The sequence below is a fragment of the Saccharopolyspora cebuensis genome, from assembly GCF_039542665.1.
GTDB classification, from domain to species: Bacteria; Actinomycetota; Actinomycetes; order Mycobacteriales; family Pseudonocardiaceae; genus Saccharopolyspora; species Saccharopolyspora cebuensis.
In genome coordinates, this window is record NZ_BAABII010000018.1 from 121,112 (window position 1) to 146,010 (window position 24,899).

General features: G+C 71.5%; 28 protein-coding genes. 13 read left to right on the top strand and 15 right to left on the bottom strand.

What is annotated here, in order from left to right; translation table 11 throughout:
- The first annotated feature begins 158 nt into the window (after positions 1-158).
- From ABD976_RS24815 to ABD976_RS24830, 4 genes are all read left to right on the top strand, one after another.
- On the top strand, positions 159-431 hold the full coding sequence (locus tag ABD976_RS24815) for a YiaA/YiaB family inner membrane protein (RefSeq protein WP_345367278.1): 273 nt from the start codon (positions 159-161) through the stop codon (positions 429-431).
- Between the two features lie 238 nt (positions 432-669).
- Positions 670-777 (top strand): lasso RiPP family leader peptide-containing protein, encoded by a 108-nt coding sequence (locus tag ABD976_RS24820; protein ID WP_345367280.1) that lies wholly within the window; start codon positions 670-672, stop codon positions 775-777.
- A 107-nt stretch (positions 778-884) separates the two neighbouring features.
- Positions 885-995, top strand: a complete 111-nt coding sequence (locus tag ABD976_RS24825; protein ID WP_345367282.1) for a lasso RiPP family leader peptide-containing protein — start codon at positions 885-887, stop codon at positions 993-995.
- A gap of 208 nt (positions 996-1,203) precedes the next feature.
- Positions 1,204-1,308, top strand: a complete 105-nt coding sequence (locus ABD976_RS24830) for a lasso RiPP family leader peptide-containing protein (RefSeq protein WP_345367284.1) — start codon at positions 1,204-1,206, stop codon at positions 1,306-1,308.
- 113 nt (positions 1,309-1,421) lie between these two features.
- Here the strand turns inward: ABD976_RS24830 and ABD976_RS24835 are convergent, their stop codons facing one another.
- The 3 genes from ABD976_RS24835 to ABD976_RS24845 form a co-directional block, all read right to left on the bottom strand.
- A complete protein-coding gene (locus ABD976_RS24835) occupies positions 1,422-1,535 on the bottom strand; it encodes a lasso RiPP family leader peptide-containing protein (RefSeq protein WP_345367287.1) in 114 nt (37 codons plus the stop codon).
- Between the two features lie 297 nt (positions 1,536-1,832).
- The gene (locus tag ABD976_RS24840) at positions 1,833-2,138 is read right to left on the bottom strand and encodes a hypothetical protein (protein WP_345367289.1); all 306 of its coding nucleotides are present in this window, start codon (positions 2,136-2,138) and stop codon (positions 1,833-1,835) included.
- Positions 2,135-2,332 (bottom strand): hypothetical protein, encoded by a 198-nt coding sequence (locus ABD976_RS24845; RefSeq protein WP_345367291.1) that lies wholly within the window; start codon positions 2,330-2,332, stop codon positions 2,135-2,137. Before ABD976_RS24845 ends, ABD976_RS24840 begins: the two co-directional genes overlap by 4 nt.
- 182 nt (positions 2,333-2,514) lie before the next feature.
- On the opposite strand from ABD976_RS24845, the gene ABD976_RS24850 reads away from it, so the two are divergent.
- The 3 genes from ABD976_RS24850 (at position 2,515) to ABD976_RS24860 (ending at position 4,489) form a co-directional block, all read left to right on the top strand.
- On the top strand, positions 2,515-3,369 hold the full coding sequence (locus tag ABD976_RS24850; protein WP_345367293.1) for a helix-turn-helix domain-containing protein: 855 nt from the start codon (positions 2,515-2,517) through the stop codon (positions 3,367-3,369).
- Positions 3,370-3,394: 25 nt separating this feature from the next.
- Positions 3,395-3,595, top strand: a complete 201-nt coding sequence (locus tag ABD976_RS24855; protein ID WP_345367295.1) for a DUF397 domain-containing protein — start codon at positions 3,395-3,397, stop codon at positions 3,593-3,595.
- 168 nt (positions 3,596-3,763) lie between these two features.
- Positions 3,764-4,489, top strand: coding sequence for a dienelactone hydrolase family protein (locus ABD976_RS24860; protein WP_345367297.1), 726 nt, complete (start codon positions 3,764-3,766; stop codon positions 4,487-4,489).
- Positions 4,490-4,716: 227 nt separating this feature from the next.
- Here ABD976_RS24860 and dprE2 read toward each other — a convergent pair whose 3' ends face one another.
- Positions 4,717-5,448 carry a decaprenylphospho-beta-D-erythro-pentofuranosid-2-ulose 2-reductase gene (gene dprE2, locus ABD976_RS24865; RefSeq protein WP_345367299.1) on the bottom strand — a complete coding sequence of 244 codons (732 nt, stop codon included), beginning with the start codon at positions 5,446-5,448 and terminating at the stop codon, positions 4,717-4,719.
- A 320-nt stretch (positions 5,449-5,768) separates the two neighbouring features.
- On the opposite strand from dprE2, the gene ABD976_RS24870 reads away from it, so the two are divergent.
- On the top strand, positions 5,769-6,581 hold the full coding sequence (locus tag ABD976_RS24870; RefSeq protein ID WP_345367301.1) for an SAM-dependent methyltransferase: 813 nt from the start codon (positions 5,769-5,771) through the stop codon (positions 6,579-6,581).
- Between the two features lie 48 nt (positions 6,582-6,629).
- On the opposite strand, the gene ABD976_RS24875 is transcribed toward ABD976_RS24870, so the two are convergent.
- The 4 genes from ABD976_RS24875 to ABD976_RS24890 all read right to left on the bottom strand — a co-directional run bounded on the left by ABD976_RS24875 (position 6,630) and on the right by ABD976_RS24890 (position 11,023).
- Complete coding sequence (locus ABD976_RS24875) at positions 6,630-7,253, bottom strand: GTP-binding protein (RefSeq protein ID WP_369774887.1); 624 nt, start codon at positions 7,251-7,253, stop codon at positions 6,630-6,632.
- Entirely contained in the window at positions 7,234-7,701 is a 468-nt protein-coding gene (locus ABD976_RS24880) for a DUF742 domain-containing protein (RefSeq protein WP_345367305.1), read from the bottom strand. The genes ABD976_RS24875 and ABD976_RS24880 overlap by 20 nt, the downstream gene beginning before the upstream one ends.
- A 76-nt stretch (positions 7,702-7,777) precedes the next feature.
- Positions 7,778-8,197 (bottom strand): roadblock/LC7 domain-containing protein, encoded by a 420-nt coding sequence (locus tag ABD976_RS24885; protein ID WP_345367307.1) that lies wholly within the window; start codon positions 8,195-8,197, stop codon positions 7,778-7,780.
- 39 nt (positions 8,198-8,236) lie between these two features.
- A complete protein-coding gene (locus tag ABD976_RS24890) occupies positions 8,237-11,023 on the bottom strand; it encodes a sensor histidine kinase (protein ID WP_345367309.1) in 2,787 nt (928 codons plus the stop codon).
- 667 nt (positions 11,024-11,690) lie between these two features.
- Here ABD976_RS24890 and ABD976_RS24895 point away from each other — a divergent pair.
- The 3 genes from ABD976_RS24895 to ABD976_RS24905 all read left to right on the top strand — a co-directional run bounded on the left by ABD976_RS24895 (position 11,691) and on the right by ABD976_RS24905 (position 14,340).
- Complete coding sequence (locus tag ABD976_RS24895; protein WP_345367311.1) at positions 11,691-12,110, top strand: DUF485 domain-containing protein; 420 nt, start codon at positions 11,691-11,693, stop codon at positions 12,108-12,110.
- Positions 12,107-13,699, top strand: coding sequence for a solute symporter family protein (locus tag ABD976_RS24900; RefSeq protein ID WP_345367313.1), 1,593 nt, complete (start codon positions 12,107-12,109; stop codon positions 13,697-13,699). The genes ABD976_RS24895 and ABD976_RS24900 overlap by 4 nt, the downstream gene beginning before the upstream one ends.
- Before the next feature lie 296 nt (positions 13,700-13,995).
- Positions 13,996-14,340 carry a hypothetical protein gene (locus tag ABD976_RS24905; protein WP_345367315.1) on the top strand — a complete coding sequence of 115 codons (345 nt, stop codon included), beginning with the start codon at positions 13,996-13,998 and terminating at the stop codon, positions 14,338-14,340.
- On the opposite strand, the gene ABD976_RS24910 is transcribed toward ABD976_RS24905, so the two are convergent.
- Together ABD976_RS24910 and ABD976_RS24915 are read right to left on the bottom strand one after the other, a co-directional pair.
- On the bottom strand, positions 14,337-14,612 hold the full coding sequence (locus tag ABD976_RS24910) for a YrhK family protein (protein ID WP_345367317.1): 276 nt from the start codon (positions 14,610-14,612) through the stop codon (positions 14,337-14,339). The genes ABD976_RS24905 and ABD976_RS24910 overlap by 4 nt on opposite strands.
- 61 nt (positions 14,613-14,673) lie before the next feature.
- Entirely contained in the window at positions 14,674-16,329 is a 1,656-nt protein-coding gene (locus tag ABD976_RS24915; RefSeq protein WP_345367319.1) for an FAD-binding dehydrogenase, read from the bottom strand.
- A gap of 224 nt (positions 16,330-16,553) precedes the next feature.
- On the opposite strand from ABD976_RS24915, the gene ABD976_RS24920 reads away from it, so the two are divergent.
- A complete protein-coding gene (locus ABD976_RS24920; RefSeq protein WP_345367321.1) occupies positions 16,554-16,994 on the top strand; it encodes a peptidase inhibitor family I36 protein in 441 nt (146 codons plus the stop codon).
- A gap of 73 nt (positions 16,995-17,067) precedes the next feature.
- On the opposite strand, the gene ABD976_RS24925 is transcribed toward ABD976_RS24920, so the two are convergent.
- From ABD976_RS24925 to ABD976_RS24940, 4 genes are all read right to left on the bottom strand, one after another.
- The gene (locus tag ABD976_RS24925; RefSeq protein WP_345367323.1) at positions 17,068-18,405 is read right to left on the bottom strand and encodes a glycosyltransferase family 4 protein; all 1,338 of its coding nucleotides are present in this window, start codon (positions 18,403-18,405) and stop codon (positions 17,068-17,070) included.
- Positions 18,406-18,698: 293 nt separating this feature from the next.
- On the bottom strand, positions 18,699-19,790 hold the full coding sequence (locus tag ABD976_RS24930) for an alpha/beta fold hydrolase (protein ID WP_345367325.1): 1,092 nt from the start codon (positions 19,788-19,790) through the stop codon (positions 18,699-18,701).
- Between the two features lies 1 nt (position 19,791).
- Entirely contained in the window at positions 19,792-21,027 is a 1,236-nt protein-coding gene (locus ABD976_RS24935) for a glycosyltransferase (protein ID WP_345367327.1), read from the bottom strand.
- Positions 21,024-21,965: a DMT family protein gene (locus ABD976_RS24940; RefSeq protein WP_345367329.1), complete on the bottom strand. Its 942-nt coding sequence runs from the start codon at positions 21,963-21,965 to the stop codon at positions 21,024-21,026. The genes ABD976_RS24935 and ABD976_RS24940 overlap by 4 nt, the downstream gene beginning before the upstream one ends.
- Positions 21,966-22,794: 829 nt before the next feature.
- On the opposite strand from ABD976_RS24940, the gene ABD976_RS24945 reads away from it, so the two are divergent.
- Entirely contained in the window at positions 22,795-23,826 is a 1,032-nt protein-coding gene (locus ABD976_RS24945; RefSeq protein ID WP_345367331.1) for a copper resistance D family protein, read from the top strand.
- 18 nt (positions 23,827-23,844) lie between these two features.
- Here ABD976_RS24945 and ABD976_RS24950 read toward each other — a convergent pair whose 3' ends face one another.
- Positions 23,845-24,639, bottom strand: a complete 795-nt coding sequence (locus tag ABD976_RS24950) for a GH25 family lysozyme (RefSeq protein ID WP_345367333.1) — start codon at positions 24,637-24,639, stop codon at positions 23,845-23,847.
- Positions 24,640-24,899 lie beyond the last annotated feature (260 nt).

The following is a 24,899-nucleotide window of genomic DNA, read 5'->3' on the forward strand; positions in this document are numbered from 1 at the left end:
GCGGCGAATCGTTTCCGCCAATTCCGCAAAACCGCTTGACAAATTCCGGGGCACCGAGTCCACGGTTCGCTGACCTGCTGGTTCGTCGATTTTCGGGTATTTCTGCTCATGTGCCTCGGAGCGCTGTCGGGAACAGTGGTTCCATGCAGAATTCGCCGATGTCGACCGCGTTCTTCGTGCAATCCGTGCTGTCGTTCGCGATCGCGCTGGGAGCGGCGGCGCTCAGCGTGGTGTTCCTCCCGGTGGGCGGCTGGGTCCGCGCGTTCCTGGCCCTGGCGCTGCTCTACGTGGTCACCTCCACGTTCTCGTTGGCCAAGTGCGTGCGGGACCGGCAGGAGGCGGCGAGCGTGGTCAGCCGGGTGGACCAGGCGCGGCTGGACCGCTTCCTCGCCGAGCACGACCTGCTGATCGGTGCCAAGACCGACGGTTAGTCGTTTTCCGGAAACTTCAGGCGGTTCCTGCGCGTTGCGAACGAATATCGCTGCGCCCCAGGCGTTTCCGCACGACCGCGCACCACGGTAGCGGGACGGGCGACGCCGGGACGAGTGGCCGCGGTGCGGGGAAAGGGTGATCGGGCACCGGGACCGTTGATCGATCCAGCGCCACCCCGCGACAGTAGCGGTGCGGGTCGCACGGGCCCGCGAACCCCGAAGGATCAAGGAGAACACGATGCAGGACTACATCGTTCCGGAGCTGACCGAGGTCGGCGAGTTCAGCGACGACACCCTCGGCGGCTGGGGCCACGGCTGGGACTGGAGCCACCGCCAGTGGCTGTGACCGGCCTCGGCTGACGCTTCGACGTCGGCGCGGTGCCGCCGGGAGGCGGACCCCGGCGGCACCGCCCGTCCCGACCAAGAACCACCCTCGACGAAGAGGAGAGCACCATGCAGGACTACATCGTTCCGGAGCTGACCGAGGTCGGCGCGTTCAGCGACGACACCCTGGGCCACAACGGCCACGGCTGGGACCACAACCACCGCTTCGGCTGGTGGTGACCTCCGCGAACGCCGTCCAGCGGTGCTCGCCCGGGCCGGGGTTCACCCCGTCCGGGGCCTGGAAACGAGGAGTGCACCGTGCACCACTACATCGAGCCGCGGCTCGCCGCAGTCGGTGATTTCGCGGCCAGCACGGAGGGGATCGGCCGGATCGCCTTCGATCTCGGGTTCCCGTTCCTCTCCTGAGCACGCGAACGAAAGGACATCCATGAACGACTACATCGCGCCGACGCTCGCCGAGGTGGGCGAGTTCACCGAAGACACGCTGGGCTGGGGCAACACCTACTGGGACAACGCCACGGAACAGATCTGATCCCGGCTCCGAGCACGTCGGCTTCCGCGTCGGCGTGCTCGGTTCCGCCGCGGGGCAACGCCGCCGGGTCCGGACACCCGCAAGCGTCCGGACCCGTTGCTGCAGTGGGTCGATCAGTTGAGGAAGTAGCCGTACCAGTCCCGCCAGAGCGGCAGGAGTCCGCCGAGGGTGTCGGCGCTGAACTCGCCGACCTCCACCAGCTCAGGAGCCGTGTACTGGGTGTCCATCACAACCTCCTTCGGTGTCTCTCCGGGTTCGCAGCGAATCGCTACGAGTCCAGTTTGACCGATTGTTTCCGCTGGTCAACGGCACTGTTCGGCGACCACCCGCCTTTCGCAGCACCCTCACCCGAACCAGCTACAACGGGGGTCACCAGGTCAGCGCGGCGAGCGCATCCCGTTGCCACAGCGGGGGAATCGTCCCCACGCTGATTCCGGAGGATCCGGCATCGGCGACGATTCCCCCGCACCGGCGCCGAATTCCCGTCGTGCGGCGCGAAGTCACCCGGACGCCCACCGCAGCCTTCAGAGCCGGTGGAGTCCGTCGAGCACCCGGACCAGCAATTCGGGGTCGGGCGCGCGGGGCGCCGGGACGCGCGGCAGCACGCGGGTGGGCTCGTCGGCGAGCGCGTCGGCGAGATCGCCGCGCATCGTGATCCAGCGCGGCGGCCGGGGCGCCGACGCGGGACGGCACTGCTCGATGACCTGCCAGGCCGAGGTCGCCCCGACCCCCGCGCCGCCGTGGCGTCCGCCGGAGCAGCGGCGCAGGGCCCACATCCCGGTCAGCGCGGCCACCGCCAACCCGGCGGTGAGCCAGCCCGCCGCGTTCACCAGGCACCGGCCTTGCGCTGCCGGACGATCTTGTGCGCCTCGGTGTTGCACGGCGCGCAGGTGCGCCACAGCCAGGCGAGCTCCGAGCGGTCGGTCTTGACGACGACCCCGCACAGCGTCTCGACCTCGGTCTGCTCCCCGCACTCGCAGCACCGAGGAGCGGTGGTGGCGTGCCGGGCACCGTCCCCGGGCACCCACCGGAACGGATGTGGTTGGTACGTCATGGTTCTCGCCCTTCGTTCGCTGTGGCGGAGCACGACGAGAATTGCGCAGGAACGTTCCTATTAACAACGTTCCTACTGCTGTTGAGCGTCCAATACGCTCGTTCCGGTTAAGAACATTCCTCTTCCGGGCGGCCCGTGCCAGACTCCGCCGCATGACGAAACCGATCGGCCCGAGCGTCCGGCGCCGCCAACTCGGTGCGATGCTTCGCCAGCTCCGCCACGGTGCCAACACATCCCGCAAGGAAGCCGCCGAGTGGATCGGTGTGGGCGAACCGACGCTGAGCAAGATCGAACTCGGCCGCCAGGCGATCAAGCAGCCGCACGTGCGGCTGCTCTGCCAGCTCTACGAGCTCGACGCGGGCACGCTCGACAACCTGCTGCGCCTCGCTCGCGAATCGGAACAGCGCGGGTGGTGGGCGGCGTACCGGGACACGGTGCCCGACTGGTTCCGGCAATTCGTCAGCCTCGAAGCCGACGCCACCGACATCTGGGAGTACGAGAACGAATTCGTCCCCGGCCAGTTGCAAACCGCCCGCTACGTCGAGGCGATCACTCGGGCAGCCCGGCCGGAGGCGACCGACGCGGACGTGACGCGCTCGGTCGAACTCCGCCGGGAACGCCAGCTGCGCAACAGCGACGGCGTTCCACCTCGGCTGCACGTCTACCTCGGCGAAGCGGTGATCCGGCACGTCATCGGTTCCGCCGAGGTGATGGCCGAGCAGCTCGATGCCCTCGTCGAGGCTTCCGACCTCGACCACGTGTCGCTGCGAGTGGTGCCGTTCTCCGCCGGGGCCTACGCGGCGATGTCCGGCGCGTTCGCCATGATGCAGTTCCCGGACGAAGACGCCCCGGCCTTCGTCTACCAGGACTACGAGCGAGGAGCCCTCTACCAAGAAGAACCCGGGGACATCGCTCGCTATACCCTGATGGTGCGACAGCTCGGTGAGCTCGCGCTAGACGAGAACAAGACCCGCGACCTCATCAAGCGTGTGCGCAAGGACCTGTGAGGCGAGCACACGAAAGGGGCGAGGGATGACCTTCCCCGCGGCCACCTGGCGCAAGAGCACCCGCAGCAACGGCAACAACGGCAACTGCGTCGAGGTCGGGTTCGGCCGCGACGGTGCGCGAGCCGTCCGCGACACCAAGGACCGCGCCGCCGGGCACTTCACCACCACCGGCGCGCAGTGGACCTCGTTCCTCACCGCCGTCAAGACCGGACGCTACGACACCTGAGCATCACCCATCGGGGACCTGAGTGAGGGGCACCCTGTACCGCGTTACGTGGTACAGGGTGCCCCTCACTCAGATCAACTTCACCCGGAAAGCGCAGCGGGCTCCGTGTCGCATGAGACGCCGATCACAGGCACAGTGGGTGGAACCGCGCAACCCGAGGGGAGCCCCATGGCGCAACTGATGTCGGAGCCGGTGAGCATCGCGTTCGACGGACACGCCCTGGCCGGTGATCTGGTCATCCCGGAGGCGGCGAGATCGGTGGTGCTGTTCGCGCACGGTTCGGGCAGTTCCCGGCACAGCGGCCGGAACCGCTCGGTGGCCGAGGCCCTGCAAGGTGCCGGGTTCGGCACCCTGCTGATGGACCTGCTCACCGAGGACGAAGCCCACCTCGACCAGCGCACCCAGCACCTGCGCTTCGACATCGACCTGCTCGCCGGGCGGCTCGGCGCCGCGCTCGACGCCCTGGGCGAGTGGGACGCCACCCGGTCGATGGGCGTCGGGCTGTTCGGGGCCAGCACCGGGGCCGCCGCGGCGCTCAAGGTCGCCGCGCGCCGGGACGGGCGGATCGGCGCCCTGGTGTCCCGAGGCGGCCGGCCCGACCTCGGCGGCGCGGAGCTCTCCGACGTGCGGGCCCCGACGCTACTCATCGTCGGCGGCTCCGACCGCGAGGTGCTGAACCTGAACCGGCAGGCCGCCGAGATGCTGACCTCCGCGCGGGTCGAGATCGTGCCCCGCGCGACGCACCTGTTCGAGGAGCCCGGGGCCCTGGAGCAGGTCTCCTCGCTGGCCGCCGGATTCTTCAAGGAGCACCTGGGCGCGAGCGTGCCGCGCCCCACCGGCCCGGACGGCGGCCACTTCAAGCCGCCCGAACCGCGCCGCCGCCCACCCCGCTGAGCAGGTCCTCGCGGCACACCGCCGGACGTACCGCGCACCGACGAGCGGGGGTGGGCGAAGCCACCGGAGCCCGGACCACCGCGACCCGAGAATGCGCGAACGCCGAGCTCCGGGCATCGACGGGCGAGCCGCCGCGGGGCCGGATCACCGCGATCCGAGGATGCGTCCGGGCATCGACGGACCGCCGCGCGGCGGGATCGGCGGACGTTGCCCGACGACGCGGCGACCTACCGGGGCATCCGCCGCCAGATCGGTTGCGGGACGAAGCGCATCGCGGCGAACACCCAGCGCAGGATGCCCGGCACCCACACCTCGCGGCGCCCGCGTTCGATGGCCCGCACCGCGGCGTCGGCCACCTGGTCCGGCGTGCTCGACCACGGCGCGGGGTCCATCCCGGTGGTCATCCGGCCGATCACGAAGCCCGGCCGCACGGTGACCAACCGGACCCCGCTGCCGACCAGCGCGTCGGCCAGCCCGCTGGCGAACCCGTCCAGCCCCGCCTTCGCCGAGCCGTAGACGTAGTTCGCCCGGCGCACCCGCACGCCCGCCACCGAGGAGAACACCAGCAGGGTGCCGCTGCCGCGCTCCCGCATCCGCTGGGCGAGCAGGGTGAGCACGTTGACGTGCGCGAGATAGTCGGTGTGCACGATCCGCACCGCGTGCGCCGCGTCGGATTCCGCGCGCGCCTGGTCGCCGAGGATGCCGAACGCGGTCACCGCGACGTCGACCGGTCCCGCCTCGTCCAGCACCCGCGCGTGGTCGTCGAGGTCGTCGGCGTCGAACTCGACCCGCGACACCTCGGTCGCCCCCGCCGCCCGCAGCCGCTCCGCGGGCTCGTCGAGCTCACCGCTGCGGCGCGCCGCCAGCACCACCTTCCGGTGCCCGCGCCGCACCAACCGCAGCGCCACCTCCAGGCCGATCTCGCTCCGGCCGCCCAGCACCAGCACCGTCCCGCTCATCCCGACAGTGTCCCAAGCCGCGACCACCGCGCCCGACGCAGCCCGCACACCCAGCCACGACCAGGCGTCACCCGTCGTAGCACCAGGTGAGGGGCACCCTTGTCCAACATACTTGGGCAAGGGTGCCCCTCACTCCGGGAAGAACCACCCGGGCGAGTGCCCCGTCGGCATGTCGGATCGGAAGCGCGGGCCGGTCGTCCGCCCGGCTGGTGCCGCGCTGGGGAAACCATCTGAAAACCATGATCAAGACGGCTCTTCCTCTGCGCCGCGGCGGCATCTAACCTTGTTGCCGACTTCCCTCCCGACCCGAACGGACCACGATGGCACGCACCGAGCCGACGATCGACACGACCAAACCCAGCATCGCCCGCGTCTACGACGCGTTCGTCGGCGGCAAGGACAACTTCGAGGCCGACCGGGAGGTCTACCACCAGGTCCTGCGCCTCGCGCCGGAGGCCGCGGAGGTCGGGCGGGAGTGCCGCGCCTGGTTGATCCGGGTGGTGCGGTTCCTGGCCGGGCACGCGGAGATCGACCAGTTCCTCGACCTCGGCTCGGGGCTGCCCACCGCGGAGAACACCCACCAGGCGGCGCAGCGGCTCAACTGCGAGGCGCGGGTGGTCTACGTGGACAACGACCCGTCGGTGGCCGCGCACGGCCGGGCGCTGCTGGAGGAGAACGAGAACACCCGCTTCGCGGTGGCCGACTTGCGCAACCCGGAGGAGATCCTCGCCGACCCCGTGGTGACCCGGCACCTGGACTTCGACCGGCCCATCGGCCTGATCCAGTGCAACACGCTGCACCACGTCACCGATGACGAGCGGCCGGCCGACCTCATGCGCACCTACGTCGACGCGCTGGCGCCGGGATCGTTCGTGGCGATCTCGCACCTGCACAACCCGGGCGACGGCAGCAGGCGCGCCGAGCTCGCCGCGGAATCGCAGGAGAAGTTCAACGCGCTGATGGGCAGCTGCTACTACCGCAGCCGCGAGGCGATCGAGGCGATGTTCCACGAGCTCGAACTGATCGAGCCCGGCTTGGTGCACCCGTTCCAGTGGTGGCCGGACGGTCCCCGGCTGACCCCGGCCTCCGACGGCGCGCACCTGCTCCTGGGCGGGGTCGCCGTCAAGCGCTGAGCACCGTCGGGCGGGGCCTCGGCGAACGGGCCCCCGCCCGACGGGAGGTCACTGCGGCTGCCTGCTGGTCCACACCCGCATCGCGTGCTCGACGAGCCCGATCAGCGTCCGCTTGGTCGATTCCCGGTCCCGCGCGTCGCACGGACCGATCGGCACCTCCGGCCCGATCGCCATCGCCTCGCGGATCTGCTCCACCGAGTGCAGCATCTGGCCGTCGAAGCAGTTCACGCCGACCAGGTAGGGCAGCCCGCGGTCCTCGAAGAAGTCGATGGCCGAGAAGGAATCGGCCAGCCGCCGGGTGTCCACCAGCACGACCGCGCCGATCGCGCCCTTGACCAGGTCGTCCCACATGAACCAGAACCGCTGCTGCCCGGGGGTGCCGAACAGGTACAGGATGAGGTCCGAGGCCAGCGAGATGCGGCCGAAGTCCATCGCGACGGTCGTCGTCTGCTTGTCCGGTGTCGCGTCGAGGTTGTCCACGCCCCGGCTCGCCTCGGTCATCACCGCTTCGGTGGTCAACGGCACGATCTCCGAGACGGAGCCGACGAACGTCGTCTTGCCGACGCCAAAACCACCGGCGATCACGATCTTCGCCGAGGTGGTGCCACCCCGACTTTCCGCCTGCGGCGGCACCGGGCCACCGCGCGACGCGCTAAAGCCGACGGAGTCCACTCAACACCCTTTCCATCAACACCATGTGTGGTGCGCTGCCGCTTTCGCTCACGGTCTGGTGCACGATCACCAGACCCAGTTCGGCCATGTCCGCCAAGACCACCCGCGCGACGCCGATCGGAACCGACAGCAGCGCCGCCACCTCGGCCACCGAGCGCGGCTGCCTGCACAGCTCGGCGATCGACTGGTGCTCCAGCCGGACCGCGGCCCCGTGCCAGTAGGCGTCGCCGGTGCTGACCAGGGTTTCGATTTCCAGCGCGTAGTTCGAGCGGGTCCGGCCGCCGGTCCAGGTGTAGGACCGGATGCTGGAGGCGACTTCGACCTCGTCCTGGCGCGGATCGGTCTCGGACCGGTCGGCCGGAGCGGACTCCGCGCTCCGGTGGCGGTCGTCCGCCTGGTCCTCCCTCCGCTTCCTGCGTTTGCTGCCGAACGTGAAGCCGTTGAGCACTTCGGCGAAAGCGTCGTCCCCGGATCTGTCCGAGTCACCACGCCCCGATGGATTCGCGCGTCTGCTCATGGTGGCCTCACACCAGATGGCTCTGCAGGTGCGAGCGGAGCTCTGGGGTGAGCATTTGCCCGACCCGCTCGACCAGCATGGTCATCTCGTAGGCGATCAACCCCATATCGCACTGCGGCGCGGCGAGGACCGTGAGGCACGAACCGTCGCTGATGCCCATCTGCAGCAGGGTACCCCGGTCCATTTCGACGACCGTCTGCACGACCTCCCCCGCCTCGAAGCAGGTCGCCGAGCCCTGGGTGAGGCTCAGCAGACCCGAGGCCACGGCCGCGAGCTGATCGGCGCGATCACCGGGCAGCCGCGCCGAGGAGGTCAGCAGCAGGCCGTCGGCGGAGACCACGACCGCGTGCGCCACGCCTGCCACGCGCTCGGTGAAGTCGGTGATCAGCCAGCCGAACCGGCGGGACATCATCTCCTGGGCAGTCATGCAACCTCCTGTTCATCGCCGGGACGGCCGAGGTCGTGCTCATTCGGCATCGGTCGCCCGGTGTCGGCCTCGGCTGGAGCCGCTCTGGAAATCCGCCAGCCGCCCCCGCATCTGCTCCGGATCGCGCTGGAAGAGGCTGCCGGAACCGCCGCCGGAGCCCGTGCCCGAGCCCCCGCCGACGCTGCCGGGCACCAGGTGCGCCTTGGGAACCCGGCGGGGCAGCCCCGCGTTGGTGAACTCCTCGGGCTGCGGATTGGCCGCCGCCTCCGCCGCCTGCCGCGCGTCGTCGGCGGCGAAGTTCCACGCGTCCAGCCCGGACGAGGCGGGTTCCTCCGCGGCGGGCTGCTCGGCGCCGTTGAGCCGTCCGAAGTGGACGCCGTTGTTGGCTTCGGCGATCTGCTTGCTGATGTCCCCGGGACTGCGGGAGTCGCGCGGTTCCCGTTGCGGCAGGCCCGACTCGGTGCGCTGCTCGTCGGGCTGGTCGGTCGGCCACTGGAAGTCGCCCTCGGACGCCGGCATCGCGGGCTGGAACCACTCCGAGGTGCTGGCCGGCGGGGCCGGGGCGCGCGGCGGCTCAGGCCGCGGCTCCGGCTCGGGCTGCGGCTCCGGTTGCGCGCTGGGCCACGCGGGCGCCGCGTCGATGGGGGCGTCGAACAGGTGCGCCGTCGGGCTGTCCTGCACGTCCGGGCGCACCGACGGCGCGAAGAGGTCGTTCCTGGGCTCGGGCTCCCGCCACGGCGACTCGACGCCGTCGTAGCCGTTCTTCCGCCCCTGGTGCGTCGGTTCCGGCGACGACACCTGCGGGAACGCCGGGAACGCGGGCTCCGGCGACTGCTGCGTCGGGACCGACGGCGTGCTGAACAACCCGAGCCCCGGCATCGACGGGATCGAGCGCTCGGCCGCCCCGGCAGGCGGGTTCTGGGACATCACGTGCTCGGCGGGGATGACCACGGTGGCCCGCACGCCTTCGACGTCGCTCCCGCCGTGCAGCTCGATGGCGACGCCGTGCCGGGCGGCCAACCGGCCGGCCACGAACAGCCCCATCCGGCGCGAGGACGCGATGTCGTCCTCGTCCACGTCGGCGAGCCGCTGGTTGGCCGAGTCGATGGCCTCGTAGGTCATGCCGATGCCCTCGTCGAGCACGTCGAGCACGACGCTGCCGTCCCCGGCCTGGTAGCCCGACACCGTCACGGAGGTCTCCGGCGAGGAGAAGTTCGCCGCGTTGTCGAGCAGTTCGGCGACCAGCCGCACCAGGTCGCTGGCGGTGTTGCCGCGCAGCAGGATCGACGGCGGCGGCTGCACCACCACCCGCGGGTACTGCTCGATCTCCGAGACCGCGGCCCGCAGCACGTCGGCCAGCTCGGTGGGCCGGGTGAACCGCCGGGCCAGGTCGCTGCCGGAGAGCACCATCAGGTTCTCGTTGTTGCGCCGCATCCGGGTCGCGAGGTGGTCGAGCTGGAACAACCGGCCGAGCTGGTCGGGGTCCTGCTCGTCCTGCTCCAGCTCCTCGAACAACCGGAGCTGGCGTTCCAGCAGGCTCTGGCTCCGCCGGGAGACGCCGACGAACACGTCGCTGTAACCGCGGCGCAGCTCCGCCTGCTCCGAGGCGAGCCGCAGCGCCTGCGCGTTGACCTGGTCGAACGCCCGCGCCACCTGGCCGACCTCTTCGCTGGTGGTGACCGGCACCGGGGTGACCGCCGCGGTGCCGGAGCCGCCGTGCCGGATCGCGATGACGGCGTCGGGCAGCTCGTGCTCGGCCGCGTCCAGCGCGCTGCGCCGCAGTTGGCGCAGCGAGCCGAGCAGCTGCCTGCTGATCAGGACGATCATCGCGGTGGCGGCCAGCAGCGCCGCGAGCAGCCACACGGAGTCCCACCCGGCCGCGTCGCTGGCCTCGTCCTCGAACTGCGCGGCCAGCGCCCGGACCTCGGCGGCCAGGTCGTCGTGACCGTCGTCGATGAGCGCGACCGAGTCCTCCGAGCGCTGGTTCCACTGGTCCCGGGTGACCGAGAAACCACCGGTGAACTCGCCGTCGGAGCTCTCCCCGATGATGCGGGCCAGCATCGCGTTGCGGTCGGCGATGGCGGGACCGGCCACCGTGGCGTCCAGCCGCTCCTGCCAGCGCGCGGCGACGGTGGCGCGGGCCTCGCTGATCTTGTTCAGCAGCCGGGCGCGCGAGCCGAGCAGGGCGTTGAGCGCGTCCGGGCGCATCGTGCCGTCGGTGAGGCCGGTCAGCACCCAGGCCTGCTGGATGCGGACCTCCTCCATCATGGCCAGCACGTCCTGCAGCGCGGTCGCCGAGCTCGACAGCCGCGGGTCGGCCACGGTGCTGGTCAGCGCCCGGTCCAGGGACATCACGCCGGTGACCACCGCGCTGTACTGGCCGATCACCTGCCCGGGGTCGATCTGCCGCTGCGCCACCCGCTCGCGCAGCGCGTCCAGCCCGTCGAGCATCGGCCGCAGTTCCTCGTAGCGGTCGCCGACCACCGGGCTGAACTCCGTCGGGCCCGCGAAGACCTGGTGCAGTTCGGCTTCCGCGCGATCGGATGCGGCCACCAGCTGCTGCGCCGAGGGGGCGTCACCGACCAGGTACTCGACCGACCGGGTGCGCTCGCGCTGCAACGCGAGCAGCATCGGTTCGATCCGGTCGACCGCGTCGAGCACCTGGGCCACCCGGTCGAATTCGGCGGCCCGGTCGACCTGCCACCGGATCTGCCCGATGCCGAGGCTGATCGCGAAGATCACCGGCACCAGCACCACGGCGGCCAACTTCGTCGGCAACGACCAGTTCCGCCATTGCAGCAGCGCATCCCGGCGACGAGCGCTCACCGGCGGCCTCCCCACCGCACCGACGGCGCGGTGCTCGGCCGGTGCCTCCTCGTCGGGCTCATGGTCAACGAACGGCGCATGCGTGCGATCCCGCAATCGTCGTCTGGGTTGGTCTGGAACGAAATCCAGTCGCGATCGAGCCCCACAGCGCGGACTCGCCAGACGCGCCGCCGCGGCGCGGACGGGCATTCCGGACACACACGGTTGCCGTCGCCGGCCCTTCTCGATCCACCGACTGTCTTTCAGTGCCCACGCACTATAGAGGCCCGGCCCGCGGAAAGCACCGGGGGCTTTTTCGTCATTCGCTTCCCCCGAACAGCCCACGTCACCATGTGTGGTCGGCCCGCGCGGTGTCGATCCGCCCCATTTTCACCCTTTCAGCCGCGCTACGGCCATTCGGACCAATGGCGGACCTGCGGAGATTCCGGCGGGAGCCGGGTCCCGCCCCGTGCCACGCTGCTGACCTGCCAGTACCGCACAGTAACCGAACGCGTTCGACGTTTCCGAATCGTGACCGACCCGGGCGCCCGCGACGACCGAGCGGGAGGCAAAATCGGCGTGCGCTGGTGGCGATCACCACACTGTCGTGACAGCTCGCGAGGTGGTTAGAATTCCCCGCCGGCGGTCACCACCCTGTTGGTCAACCGTTCACTTCCAGGAAGGATGCATGAGCAACGCAACGCAATCTGCGCTGCGCGGCAAGCCCCGTGACCAGGCCGGAAAAACGCGGACGACCTTCGGCGGAATCGACAAGAGCTCGGTGCGGCAGAGCGACGCACCGGTCGATTTCACCGCGATCCAGCAGAGCGCTGAATTCCAGGCGCTCCGGCGCCGGGTGAAATGGTTCGTTTTCCCCGCGACGGCGTTTTTCCTGATCTGGTACCTCAGCTACGTCGCGCTGGCCGCCTACGCTCCGGAATTCATGGCCACCCCGGTCTTCGGCGAGGTCAACGCCGGGCTGCTGCTCGGCATCGGCCAGTTCGTCACCACCGTGGCCCTGACCTCGCTCTACGTGGCCTTCGCCCAGCGCCGCGTCGACCCCGCGGTGGACGAGATCCGCCGCAACGCCGGTGGTGCCGACCGATGACCGAAACCACCGTCCTCCCCGAGGACAGCACGCTGCTCAACACCGTGATCTTCGCGGGCTTCGTGCTGGTCACGCTCTTCGTCGTCTACCGGGTGAGCAGTCAGCGCACCTCCAGCGACTACTTCGCCGCCGGCGGCCGGTTCACCGGTGCGCAGAACGGCATCGCGCTGTCCGGCGACTTCCTGTCCGCCGCCTCGTTCCTCGGCATCGCCGGGGCGATCGCGGTGCACGGCTACGACGGCTTCCTGTACTCCATCGGCTTCCTGGTGGCCTGGCTGGTCAACCTGCTGCTCATCGCCGAACGGGTCCGCAACACCGGCCGCTTCACGATGGGCGACGTGCTCAGCTTCCGGATGCGCCAGCGCCCGGTGCGGGCCGCCGCGGCGGTGTCCACGCTGGCCATCACCTTCGTCTACCTGATCGCCCAGATGGCGGGCGCGGGCGGGCTCGTCGCGCTGCTGCTCGGCGTGCACAGCGCGGGCGGGCAGGCGATCGTGATCGCCGTCGTGGGCCTGGTGATGATGGCCTACGTGCTCATCGGCGGGATGAAGGGCACCACCTGGGTGCAGATCATCAAGGCCACCATGCTGCTGCTGGCGGTCGCGCTGATCACGATCTTCCTGTTCGGCAAGTTCGGCTACGACTTCACCGCCCTGCTCACCGAGGCCGCCGCGAACAACCCGAACGGGCGGGACATCCTCGGCCCCGGCCTGCTCTACGGCGGATCGGACCTGGAGCACCTCGACTTCCTGTCGCTGTCGCTGGCCCTGGTGCTCGGCGTCGGCGGGCTGCCGCACGTGCTGATGCGCTTCTACACCGTGCCCAACGCCCGCGAGGCCCGCCGATCGGTCGTGTGGGCGACCTGGTCGATGGCGGGGTTCTACCTGTGCACCCTGGTCATCGGCTTCGGCGCCGCCGCGCTGGTGGGCTCCGAGGCGATCGTGAGCGCCCCGGGCGGCGAGAACTCCGCCGCCCCGCTGCTGGCCTACGAGATCGGCGGCACCGTGATGCTGGGCGTCATCTCCGCGGTGGCGTTCGCGACGATCCTCGCCGTGGTCGCCGGGCTGACGCTGACCGCCTCGGCCTCCTTCGCCCACGACATCTACGCCAACGTGCTGCGCCGCGGCAAGACCGACTCGGACCAGACGGTCAAGGTGGCGCGGATGACCGCGCTGGTCATCGGGGGCATCTCGATCCTCGGCGGAATCCTGGTCAACGGGCAGAACATCGCGTTCCTGGTCGGGCTCGCCTTCGCCTTCGCCGCCTCGGCGAACCTGTCGACCCTGCTGTTCGCGCTGTTCTGGCGGCGGTTCAACACCACCGGAACGCTGTGGGGCATCTACGGCGGGCTCGGCGCGTGCCTGCTGCTCGTGGTGTTCTCCCCGGTGGTCTCCGGCGCACCGGAGGCGATCCTGCCCGATGTGGACTTCGCCTTCTTCCCGCTGAAGAACCCCGGCATCGTGTCCATCCCGCTGTCGTTCCTGTTCGCGATCATCGGCACGTTCGTCGGCAAGGAGCGGCCCGACCCCGAGCGGCTGGACGAGATGGAGGTCCGCTCGCTCACCGGGATCGGCTCGCGCGGCGCCTGACCCGACCAGGGCCGGTGGCCTCCCGCGCCACCGGCCCTGTTCGGAGCGGGTCGATGTTGGCCGCGCTCCCCCACAGGAGCACCGCGTTCCCCCGCGCGGCGCGATTCCCCGTCGCGGCCGGTCACCACCGCGCCACCCACAAGCGCATTACCCTTCGGCGCACTGCGCGCGTTTCACCCCCCGAATAACATCGGAAACACGCCCGAAACGGATCAACGCGATACCCGCGGAATTCACTTCCGCGATCCACCGGGCACTGGGGGGTTCATAAAATGATACGTGCCATTCGGAACGGGTTGATCGCCGTCGCCATCGCCGCGGCACTGCCCACGACGGGCCTGGGCACGCAGGCGTTCACGCTGGCCATGGAGCTGAAGGAAGACATCGCCGCCGCGGCTGACCGGGTGGCGAGCAATTGGATCACGGACTTCACCGCACCCGGGGTGCGCCTTCGCGAAGCAGCCGGGACCGGCTCGGCTATCGTCGGCCACGGCAATCCGGGAGACGGCCTCACCACGCACCAGAAGGTCATCGGTGAGCCGGTGCGGTGCCCGGACGGAACCACCAATTCGGAATGGTTCGAAATCACCAATGCCCGCACGTCGGCGAAGGGATTCGCCTCGGCCTGCCACCTCGGCTAGAAGTCCTGCTCGGCGGCGTTCGGCCGGAACCGGCGCAGGTGCACGTGCCTGGCCAGCCGGATCACCGGCCGGATCGCCAGCTCCACGCTGCCCAGCAGGAACAGCACGGTCCCGGCGGTCGCGGTGGACTCGTCGAAGAACAGGACGCTGCCCGCCGCGAACCACAGCGCGATGAGGAAGTCGTTGATGATGCTCAGCACTTCGTAGCGGCGCCGGATCAGCAGCTCCTCGTGGCCGATCCGGATCGTCAGCGAGTTCGCGGGCTCAGGCATCCACCGAGTGTCGGTGCGGGCCGGACCGCGCGCACGACGCACGTCGGCGCAGGTGGCGGGGTCAGGCTACGGAGCGGGCCACCGCGCGCCCGACCTGGCGGCCGGAGAACAGGCAACCACCGAGGAAGGTGCCCTCCAAGGCCCGGTACCCGTGCAGCCCGCCACCGCCGAACCCGGCGACCTCACCCGCGGCGTGCACGCCCGGCAGCGGCGTGCCGTCGGCGCGGAGCACGCGCCCGTCCAGGTCGGTCTCCAGCCCGCCGAGGGTCTTGCGGGTCAGCAGCGACAACCGCACCGCCACCAGCGGTCCGGCGGCCGGGTCGAGCAGCTCGTGCGGCTCGGCCACCCGGATCAACCGGTCCACCGCGTACCGCCGGGCCGCGCGGATCGCGTTGACCTGCTCGTCCTTGCCGAGCCCCGAGGCGACCTGGCGGTCCCGCGCGCGGATCTGCCGCTCCAGCGCCGCCGGGTCGATCAGCTCCGAGCCGGCCAGCTCGTTCATCCCGCGCGCCAGCGCCGCCGGGGTGCGCCGGACGACGAAATCGGGCCCCTTGCGGAGGAACTCGGCGATCGGGCCGGGCGTACCGCCGCCTGCGCGCTGGGCCAGCAACCGCAGGCTGCGCCCGGTGAGGTCGGGGTTCTGCTCGGAACCCGACAGGGCGAACTCCCGGCTGATGATCCTGCGGTTGAGCACGAACCAGGTGTGGTCGTGGCCGGTCCCGACGATGTGCCGCATGGTGCCGAGGGTGTCGAAGCCCGGGAACAGCGGTGCCGGCAGCCGCCGGCCGGTCGCGTCCAGCCACAGCGACGACGGACCGGGCAGGATGCGGATGCCGTGCTCGCTCCACACCGGGGAGTGGTTGTGGATGCCCTCGGTGTAGTGCCACATCCGGTCCGGGTTGATCACCCGGCCACCCGCCTCCGACACCACCTCCAGCATCCGCCCGTCGACGTGGTCGGGCACCCCGGAGATCATCCGGCCCGGCGCCGGACCGGCCTCGGTCGGCCAGTTCCGCCGCACCAGGTCGAGGTTGCCGCCGATGCCGCCGGAGGTCACCACCACGGCCTGCGCGCCCAGCTCGAAGTCCCCGACCACCTCGCGCGAACTCCGCTCACCGCGCGCGGCACCGCTGGGCGCCAGCACCTCACCGCGCACGCCGGTGACCACGCCACCGGAGGTCGTCACACCGCTGACCCGGTGCCGGAAGCGCAGCTCGACGAGCCCGCTCTCCTGCGCCGCGCGGACCCGGCGCAGGAACGGTTCCAGCACGCCCGGGCCGGTGCCCCAGGTGATGTGGAAGCGCGGCACCGAGTTGCCGTGCCCGGTGGCCAGGTACCCGCCGCGTTCGGCCCACTGCACCAGCGGGAAGAACCGCACGCCCTGCCCGGACAGCCAGGCGCGCTTCTCCCCGGCGGCGAAGTCCACGTACGCCTCCGCCCACCGCCGCGGCCAGTGGTCCTCGGGGCGGTCGAAACCGGCCGAGCCGAGCCAGTCCTGCCACGCCAGCTCGACGGAGTCGTCGACCCCGAGCCGCCGCTGCTCCGGGGAATCGACGAAGAACAGCCCGCCGAACGACCAGTGCGCCTGCCCGCCCAGGGAGGACTCCGGCTCCTGGTCGAGCACCACGACGCGGCGTCCCGCATCGGCCAGCTCCGCCGCGGCGACCAGGCCCGCGAGCCCGGCGCCCACCACGATGACATCAGCGATCCGCGCCATTGCCGACCCTCCGTCCTCGGTGACCAGGATCGACTGTACCCGGCGCGCACGCGCCGTTCCGAGGGCTTTTTCGTGCGGTTTTCGCGGTTTTTTCGAGGAATTGCACCCGGTCGGGGTGTATCCGATGAATGTGCTGGCGCCGCGATCACGTCTTCGGGAATCTTGCCCCATCGGGCCCGTTCCGGTCCGTTCCGCGAAATCCCCGCTAGGGAAGGAGTTCCCGCATGTCCACGTGCGCCACGAACCAGGAGACCACCCGCCGCGCCGCGATCCGGTCGCACCGCTCGCCCGGTCCCGCGACCGGCCTGCGGCAGTTGCTCACCGCCCTGGTGCTCGCCCTCGCCGCCGTGCTGATCAGCAGTCCGACCGTCCACGCAGGACAACCGGAGAACCCCTGTCCCGCGCAGACGTTCTGCGCGTGGTCCGGGACCGGGCACGTCGGGCGCAGCCATCACGCGGAGGTACCGGGCACGGTGCTGGAGCGGTGCGTCGCGCTGCCGAAGGAGCTCGAAGCCCAGTCGTTCATCAACAACACAGGTCGCCCAGTCACCGTCTACCAGGACCCCACCTGCGCGACGGAAGCGGAGTTCGCCACGTTCCCGACGGGCTCGCACGTGCCCGAAGCGGCGTACGTGGCCAGGGCGATCCAGATCTGGACGCACTGAGGACTCGGCCGGACCCGAACCGCTCGCGCGGGCCGCGCGTCGTTCCGGCGGTCCGGCGGACCGGGGCCGGTGCTCAGCCGACGAGTCGGCGCATCAGCTCCAGCAGGCGGGCGGCGGACGACGCCCAGGTGAACTCCGCCGCCTGCCCGCGGGCCGACTCGACGAGCTGGTCCCGGACCTGCGGATCGACGACCTCGCGCACGGCGGCGGCGAAGCCCTCCGCCGAACCAGGATCGAAGAACGCCGCGTGACCGCCGGTCACCTCGTGGAAGATCGCCAGGTCGCTGCACACCACCGGGGTGCCCGCGTTCATCGCCTCGATGATCGGCAGGCCGAAGCCCTCGTCCCGGGAGGCCGTGACCAAGGCCGCGGCCCCGCCGAGCAGCTCCAGGTAGTCGGCCTCGCTGATCCCGCGCCAGAACACCACATCCGCACCGGCGGGCAGCATCGCGCGCAGTTCCGCTTCCCGCCGGGGCACGATCCGGCTCACCAGGTGCAGCCGGTGGCCAGGAAGGAGAGCCATGCCCTCGATCAGGGTTTCCACGTTCTTGTACGGCATGAACGACCCCATGTACACGAGGTCGCACCGCTGCCCCGGCGCCGCGGCCTGGTCGGTCCGCTCGGCCGGACCGCGGTCCACCGCCGCCGCGCCGGAACCGCCGCCACCGGCGGTCCGGGAACGCGCCCCGCCCCCGGACGACGGCGGGACGGCAGCGGTCGGCCCGGCGTCCTCCGCTCGGGGTTCGGTCCCCGGCCCGGTGCGGGACGGCTCGGCGTCCGTCGGCTCGGCGTCCGTCGGCTCGGCGACTGCGGGGGCCTCGATCCCGGCCGGCGCGGCGGCGGTCAGGTCGTCGGCGTCCGGTGCCACGACCGAGGTCGCGTCGTCGTCCGATGTGGACGGCGGACTGGGTGCGTTGGGGACGACGGTGATCGGGCGGCGGGTGAGCCGGTGCTCGGCCATCAGCGTCCGGGTCGTCTCGCTCACCGTCACCACGGCGTCGGCGCGGTCGAGCATCACGCGCTGCGGCCAGAACGCCTTGTGGTACAGCCGCCAGGCCAACCGCACCGGAGCGGGGAGGAAGCCCGGCGGGTCGGGATGCCGGTAGTAGATCAGGTCGTGGAGGGTGAGGATGAGCCGGTACCGGCGGCGGAAACCGCCGATGATCTGCAACGGGCTGAACACCACGTCGGCCCCGAGCCGGTTGAGCGTGCGGGACAACCAGAGCTCGCGCGGGGAGAACGGGCTGTTCACCTTGACGTGCGGCACCCCGCTGGGCAGCAGCGCGAGCTGGCGCTCGTCGTGGATCAGCATCGTCACGGGATGGAGGTGGTGCAGTGCCTCGATCAGGCTGGCGCCGTAGCGGCTGATGCCGTCGTGGGTGTCGGTGCGGGTCCAGCGCGCGTCGACCACCACCGTCATCGTGTCGGTGCGGTCGGACGCCCCGTCATCGGGAGCCGTGTCGTAGCCCGACGCTCCCTCGGACGCCGTGCCCTCGGACGCCGTACCACCGACGGCCGTGTCGCCGGGCGCCGTGCCATCGGCAGGTGTGCGGTCAGCTCCCGGGTGGCCGACCGACGCATCACCGGACGCCGTGCCACCGACGGCCGCATCACCGGACGCCGTGCCGCCGGGGGTCGTGTCGCCGGGCGCCGTGTCGCCGGGCGCCGGGTGCTCGGGCGGGGTTCCGCCGGGGGCAGCGCGGTTCATGCTTCTCCGAGGAATTCGGTGATGGCTCCGGCCGCCGCCTCGGGGGTCTCGTAGTGCACGAGGTGCCCGACGTCGGGCAGCACGACGAGCTTCCCGCGCGGGATGCGGGCGGTGAGCACCCGCTGCCCGTCCACCGGGGCGATGTCGTCGGTGGCCCCGGCGATCAGCAGCACGGGCATCCGCAGCGCGGCGGCGTGGTCGGCGACGGTGTACGACACGGACGCGTGGAAGGTCTCGCTGAGCACCTCCGGGCTGTGGAAGCTGCTGAAGTGCTGGAGGTGGCTGCTGTCGATGAAGGCGCGCAGCCGCGCGTCCTTCGTCCGCGTCATGGCGCGGCTGGCGCCGAGCACGATCAGCCGGTGGGACAGCAGGGCGGTACCCAGCCGGTCCGGCAGCGCCTTGCCCACCGCGTAGTAGCCCGCGGTGAGCTTGGACAGCAGCACCCGCGGTCCGCGCAGCGCGGGCGTCGCGATCGGGTTGACCAGCACCAGCCGGTGCACCAGCTCCGGGTGCTCGGCGGCCACCCGGGCGGCGACGATCGAGCCGAAGGAATGGCCCAGCAGCACCACGGGCCGTTCCCGCCCGCCGAGGTGCTCGATCAGCTCGGCGATCACCCGCGCGTACCCGGCCACGTCGTGCCGCCCGGTGGTCAGCGGGCCGGAGGCGCCGTAGCCGGGCAGGTCCGGGATCACCACGTTGCGGTCCGGCAGGCCGTCCGCGATCAGCTCGAGGCCGTGGTGGGTGCCGCGCAGGCCGTGCACCATCACGACCGGGGCCCCGTCCGCGCCCGGCGGGAGGTCGACGTCCGTTCGGGAGCCGACGTCCGGTGCCGCCGGAGCGGCGTCGCCGCCCGGGCGGCCGGGCTCGGTCGCCGCACCGGCCGCGGTCACCCCGCCCGCAGCCCCGGGCGCCGTGACCGCACCGGACGGCGCGGCGGGCTCCGCGGGGCGCGGTGCCGTGACCTCGGTGTCGTGCCGGCGCACGTCGGTCGCCGGGCCGCCGGCCGCGAGCGCATCGCGGTAGCTCCAGTAGTGCACGTCCGCACCGCCGAGACGGCAGGTGCGCTCCACGGGATCGGAGGTGGTCATCTCAGCTCGCCAGTTCGGTGCGCAGCTCGTCGAGCTCGGCCATGTCGTCGGGGTCGATCGCGTGCCGGTAGATCGACTCGAACCGGCCGAGCACGACGTCGATGTCGTGCTGGGAGACGAGGTGCTGGCTCGCCGCGCCCATCCGGTCGATGGTCTCCCGGTCGTCGAGCACGTCGTCGATGGCGCTGGCCAGCGCGTGGACGTCGCGCGGCGGGTAGAGCCACCCGTTCTTGCCGGGCTTGACCAGGTGCGGCAGCGCCATCGCGTTGGCCAGCACCACGGGCGTGCCCGCGGACATCGCCTCCATGGTGGCCAGGCTCTGCAGCTCGGCGATGCTGGGCATGCAGAACAGGTCCGCGCGCGCGTAGGCGTCCAGCAGCTCGTCCTCGTCGACGTACCCGGCGAAGTGGACCCGGTCGGCGACGCCGAGTTCGGCCGCGAGCTCCTCGAACGCGGCCCGCCGCGGACCGTCGCCGACGATCTCCAGCCGGGTCGGGGCCTCGGTGCGCAGCAGCGACATCGCCCGCAGCAGGTCGTCGATGTGCTTCTCCTCGTCGAGGCGCCCGACGAACAGCACGGTGCGGGTGGCACCGTCGGGCTGCTGCGCGCGGTAGGCCTCGGCGCGGCGCCGGTACAGCTCGACGTCCATGCCGCAGGACACCGGCACCGCCCGGTCGGTGAAGCCGTTGTCCTGCAGCAGCTGCACCGCGCGCGGCGTGGGCGCGGTGACCAGGTGCGCCTTGCGGTAGTGCTTGACCAGGTGATCCCACAGCAACCGGGCGGCGGCCTTCTGCAGCATGCCGGGCACCTTGAAGTACCCGAAGATGTTCTCCGGCATGAAGTGGTTGGTGGCCACCAGCCCGATGCCCCGCTTGCGGGCCGCGTTGATCAGACCGCGGCAGATGAAGAAGTGCGACTGCACGTGCACCACGTCGGGCTGCAGGTCCTCGAGGAGCTGGTCGGCCTCGGCGGCCGCGCGCCACGGCGGGCAGAACCGGATCGCGGGGTGGACCGGCGTCCGGTACGAACCGACGCGGTGCACCGTGACCCCGTCCTCCACCTGCGTCGTGCTCTCACCGGTCGCCGAGTGGCAGATGACGTGCACGTCGTGGCCGCGCCGCGCCATGCCCACGGCGAGGCGGTGCCCGAAGTTCGCTGCCCCGTTCACGTCGGGCGGGTAGGTCACCGCGCCGACCACGATGCGGAGCGAGCGCCGGCTGAACGGTTGCGAAGTCAAGGGGAACTCCCGTCAGGACGATCTGTCGAACTCGGTCCGGACAGCCCACTGCTGCCGGCCACGGTGGCGGGTACTCGTCGTTCCTTGGTCTCGGGGTGGTACCTGGCCAGGGCGAACACGCCCAGGCAGGCCACCACCGCGCAGCCGATCTCGCCGACGGCGGTCCAGGTGCCGACCTCGTCGGCCTCCCCGAGCAGGCCGATGCCCAGGCCGACGGCCACCAGCGGATCGATCACGGTCAGGCAGGCCACCACCAGCTCGGGCGGCCCGCTGGCGTAGGCGTGCTGCAACAGCCAGCCGCCCAGCACCACCGCCACCGGGATGCCCAGCAGCGGGAGCGGGTTGATGTCCAGCAGCTCGACGGTCCGCAACTGCTGGCTGACCGCGCGCACCAGCAGCGACACGTACGCGTAGGCCACCGCGCACGCCGCCGCGAACAGGACGCAGCGGATCTTGGATCGGGTCAGCGCCGCCAGCACGCCCAGCACGAGGACGGCGCCCGCCACCAGTTGGGTCGCCGTCATCTGGGCGTCCTGCGACACCGCGGTCGCCTTCGCGCTGCCCGCCGCGAGGAACACGAACGCGGCGACCCCGCTCGTGGCGGCCGCCACGGAGAAGATCACCTGGGCGTCCAGGTCGCGCACCCGGGTGCCGGAACTCCGCAGGCTGAGCAGCACGGTGATCGGCAGCGCCAGCACGCCCACCGGTTGCACCACCGACAGCGGCGCCAGCCCCAGCGCGACCGCGTGCAGCAGGGTGCCGCTGCCCAGCGCGAGCAGCCCGAGCAGCCAGCGCGAGTTGCGCACCAACCGCGCCTGCGAGCGCAGGCCGAAGCCCTGGTCGCCGATGGTGTCGTGGACCGCTCCGTGCTGCATGCGGGCGCCCGCTGCCTGCCCGATGGCGCCGAGCGCGGCGAGCAGCACCGCCAGCGCGGTCATCGCGGACCACGCCCGGCGTCGGGCGATCGGTGGAGCACGGTGGGGTCAGCCCTCTTCGGCGTACGGCGGAATCGTCCGGCTGCCGAACACCCTAGTGCGTGGATCACGGCGCTCGTCGAAACCGAACCCGATCGCGGGCCGCCCCGCCCGGGTCGGCGACGCGCTTCTGGGCCGTTCACCGGCGTCACTCGCCTTCGCTGCTCGTCCACACACATCAATCTCGCGTCTCGTACGGGGTACCCACATCCGGGGATCGACCCCTGATTACCCCGAGACGTTCCAGGGGCCGCCCCGGGACTACCCGGGCTCGCGCTGACCGGCGACCACGGCACGACCGCACCGCGCTCACCTCCCGGCACCGGGCACCGACCCGGCACGCGGGCCAGGGTGACCCCGCTCGATGAACAGGAGCCGACGTCCCGCCGAATCGGCGCGGAAGACCCCGCGCTGGACCACCGCGTCGACGCACGGCGCGCCGGACGCCACCGCGCGTGCGTGCGCGCTGCCCGCCGGATACACGTGCCCGACTCTAGAACAACGGTGCCGCCTGCTTTTCACGGAATGCACAAACGCCACTCCCGGTCTCTCCACCCCGAGGATATGCGGAGCGCGGCTTTCCCCGGCCCTTTCCGGCGAAACCGCTCCGAACAGCGGTATGGGCGAAAATGAAGATCAACTCGATGCGGTGACTGAAACGACATTCGTCGGGAACATCACCCGCCGGACTTCCTCGCCGAGCGGAACACCCCGACTACGACAGGTGAGCCGCCGCGCGGAACGACCGGCCCGCCGCGCCCGGCAGCGCATCCGCCGGTGGGACCATGCCCGGGTGGCCACCGACTCCGACGCAGCTCGGCGCACGTCCGCGCGCAGCCCGAAGGCGCTCGCCGTGGTCGCGCTGCTGGGCGGCGCGCTGCTGGCCGCGCTGCTCGCGACGCCGTCCGCCGGGACGGTCCCCGGCCTCGCCTCGCCGGACCCCGCCGTGCGGCTCGGCCTGCCGGTGGCCAGGGTGCTGCTCGACGTCGCGGCCCTGGCCACCGCCGGGCTGAGCCTGCTGCCCCGGCTGCTCACCGGCGCCCGGCCGTCCCGGACGGGCCCGGTGCTGCTCGCCGCCCGGCGGACCGCCGCGGGCACCGCCCTGGCCTGGATGCTGTTCGCGCTGCTGTCGCTGGTGCTGCAGGCCGCCGAGCTCAGCCCCGGCCGACCGGTGAGCGCCGAGCTGATCGCCGACTACGTCGGCACCGTGCCCGCCGGGGCGGGGCTGCTGGCCAGCGCGATCGCCGGGCTGCTGTGCGCGGGGCTGGCGCTCGCGGCGGTGCACCGCCCCACCTGGGTCTCCGCCGACCTGGCGCTGGTCGTCGCGCTGCTCGGGCACCTGCCGATCCCGCTGACCGGCCACGCGACCGACGCGCGGCTGCACCAGCTCGGCACGCTCGCGGTGGAGCTGCACGTGCTCGGCGCGGCCGTCTGGACCGGTGGGCTGCTGGCGGTGGTGCTGTTCGTCGCGCCCCGGCGCGGGCTGCTGGCCGAGGCGATGCCCCGGTTCTCCCGCATCGCCACCGCCGCGCTGCTGGTCGTCGGCGCCTCGGGGCTGGTCAACGCGCTGCTGGAACTGCTCGCCGTGCCGGGCGCGGGGCTCACCGGGCTGGTCACGACCGGCTACGGGCGGATCGCGCTGGTCAAGGTCGGCTGCCTGCTGGTGCTGGCGGCGATCGCGGCGCGGCTGCGGTTCCGGCTGCTCCCGCGGATCGCCCGGCACCGGCCGACCGCGCTGGTCGGCTGGGCCACCGCCGAGATCGCGGTGATGGGCGTCGCCTACGGCCTCGGCTCCGTCCTCGCCCGGTCGCCGGTCGTCCTCTGAGCGCGGCGGGGCGTCCCGTCAGCGCGGGATGCGCAGCACCTGCCCCACGTAGATGAGGTTCGGGTCGGTGATGCCGTTGAACTCCGCGATGGCGCGCCAGTCGACGCCGAGCCGCTGCCCGATCTCGCTGAGGGTGTCGCCGGGCTGGACGACGTAGGTCTCGACGGGCGGCGGCGGTGGTGGCGGTGGCGGCGCGGGCGCCCCACCGGTGAGGACGGCGAGGTCGACCATCGAGACGTTGAGGTCGGTGTTGCCCGCGATCCCCGGCACCTGCCCCTCGGAGGAGTGCTGGTGCATCACCACGCGGTCGGTGAGGTAACCGGGTTCGCCGGGGGCGCGGCCGTAGTGGGCGACCCACAGCGACACGCCGGGATCGATCCACGAGTCGGTGCCGAGCTTGCCGCTGAACCACGACGTCGAGGCGTAGACGACGACCTCGTGCCTGCCGGTGTGGCCCCGGATGGCGTCGATGAACCCCTTGACCCAGCCCGCCAGGTTCGGCGCGTCGGTCTCGATGTCCAGGCACGGCGGGAGGTTCCCCGGTGCGCTGGAGCCGAGCCGGTGGAGCTGCGCGGCGAAGTCGGCGGCGTCCTGCTGCGGGGTGTTGGTGTCCGGGCGGGCGTAGTGGTAGAGCCCGGTGACCATTCCGGCGCCCCGCGCACCGGCGAGCTGGGCGTCGAGCGTCGGGCTGACGTAGCCGATGCCCTCGGTCGCCTTGATGTAGGTGAAGGCGTATCCGGCCCCGCGCACCGCACCCCAGTCCGGCTCGCCCTGGTACCGCGCCACGTCGATTCCCGGAATGCGCACTGCCATGTGGTACCCCCTGTGAACGGCGTCGTGCTGAGCCAAACTATCGAAGCCGAACAGTTCCGGACTCCCGCCGTTCAGGTCAAGATCCCCACCCGGTCGGTCGATTTCCGCGCGTTTTCGGTGTGTCTTCTTCATTTTCGTTCCCGGTTGATCCGCCGCGTCCGCTATGCCCGCCTCCCCACGGACGGCCCAGGGTTGACCACTCGTTCGGTGGGCAACCCCGGTGCTGGTCGCGCGTCTCCCGAACAGCAGAACCGCACAGG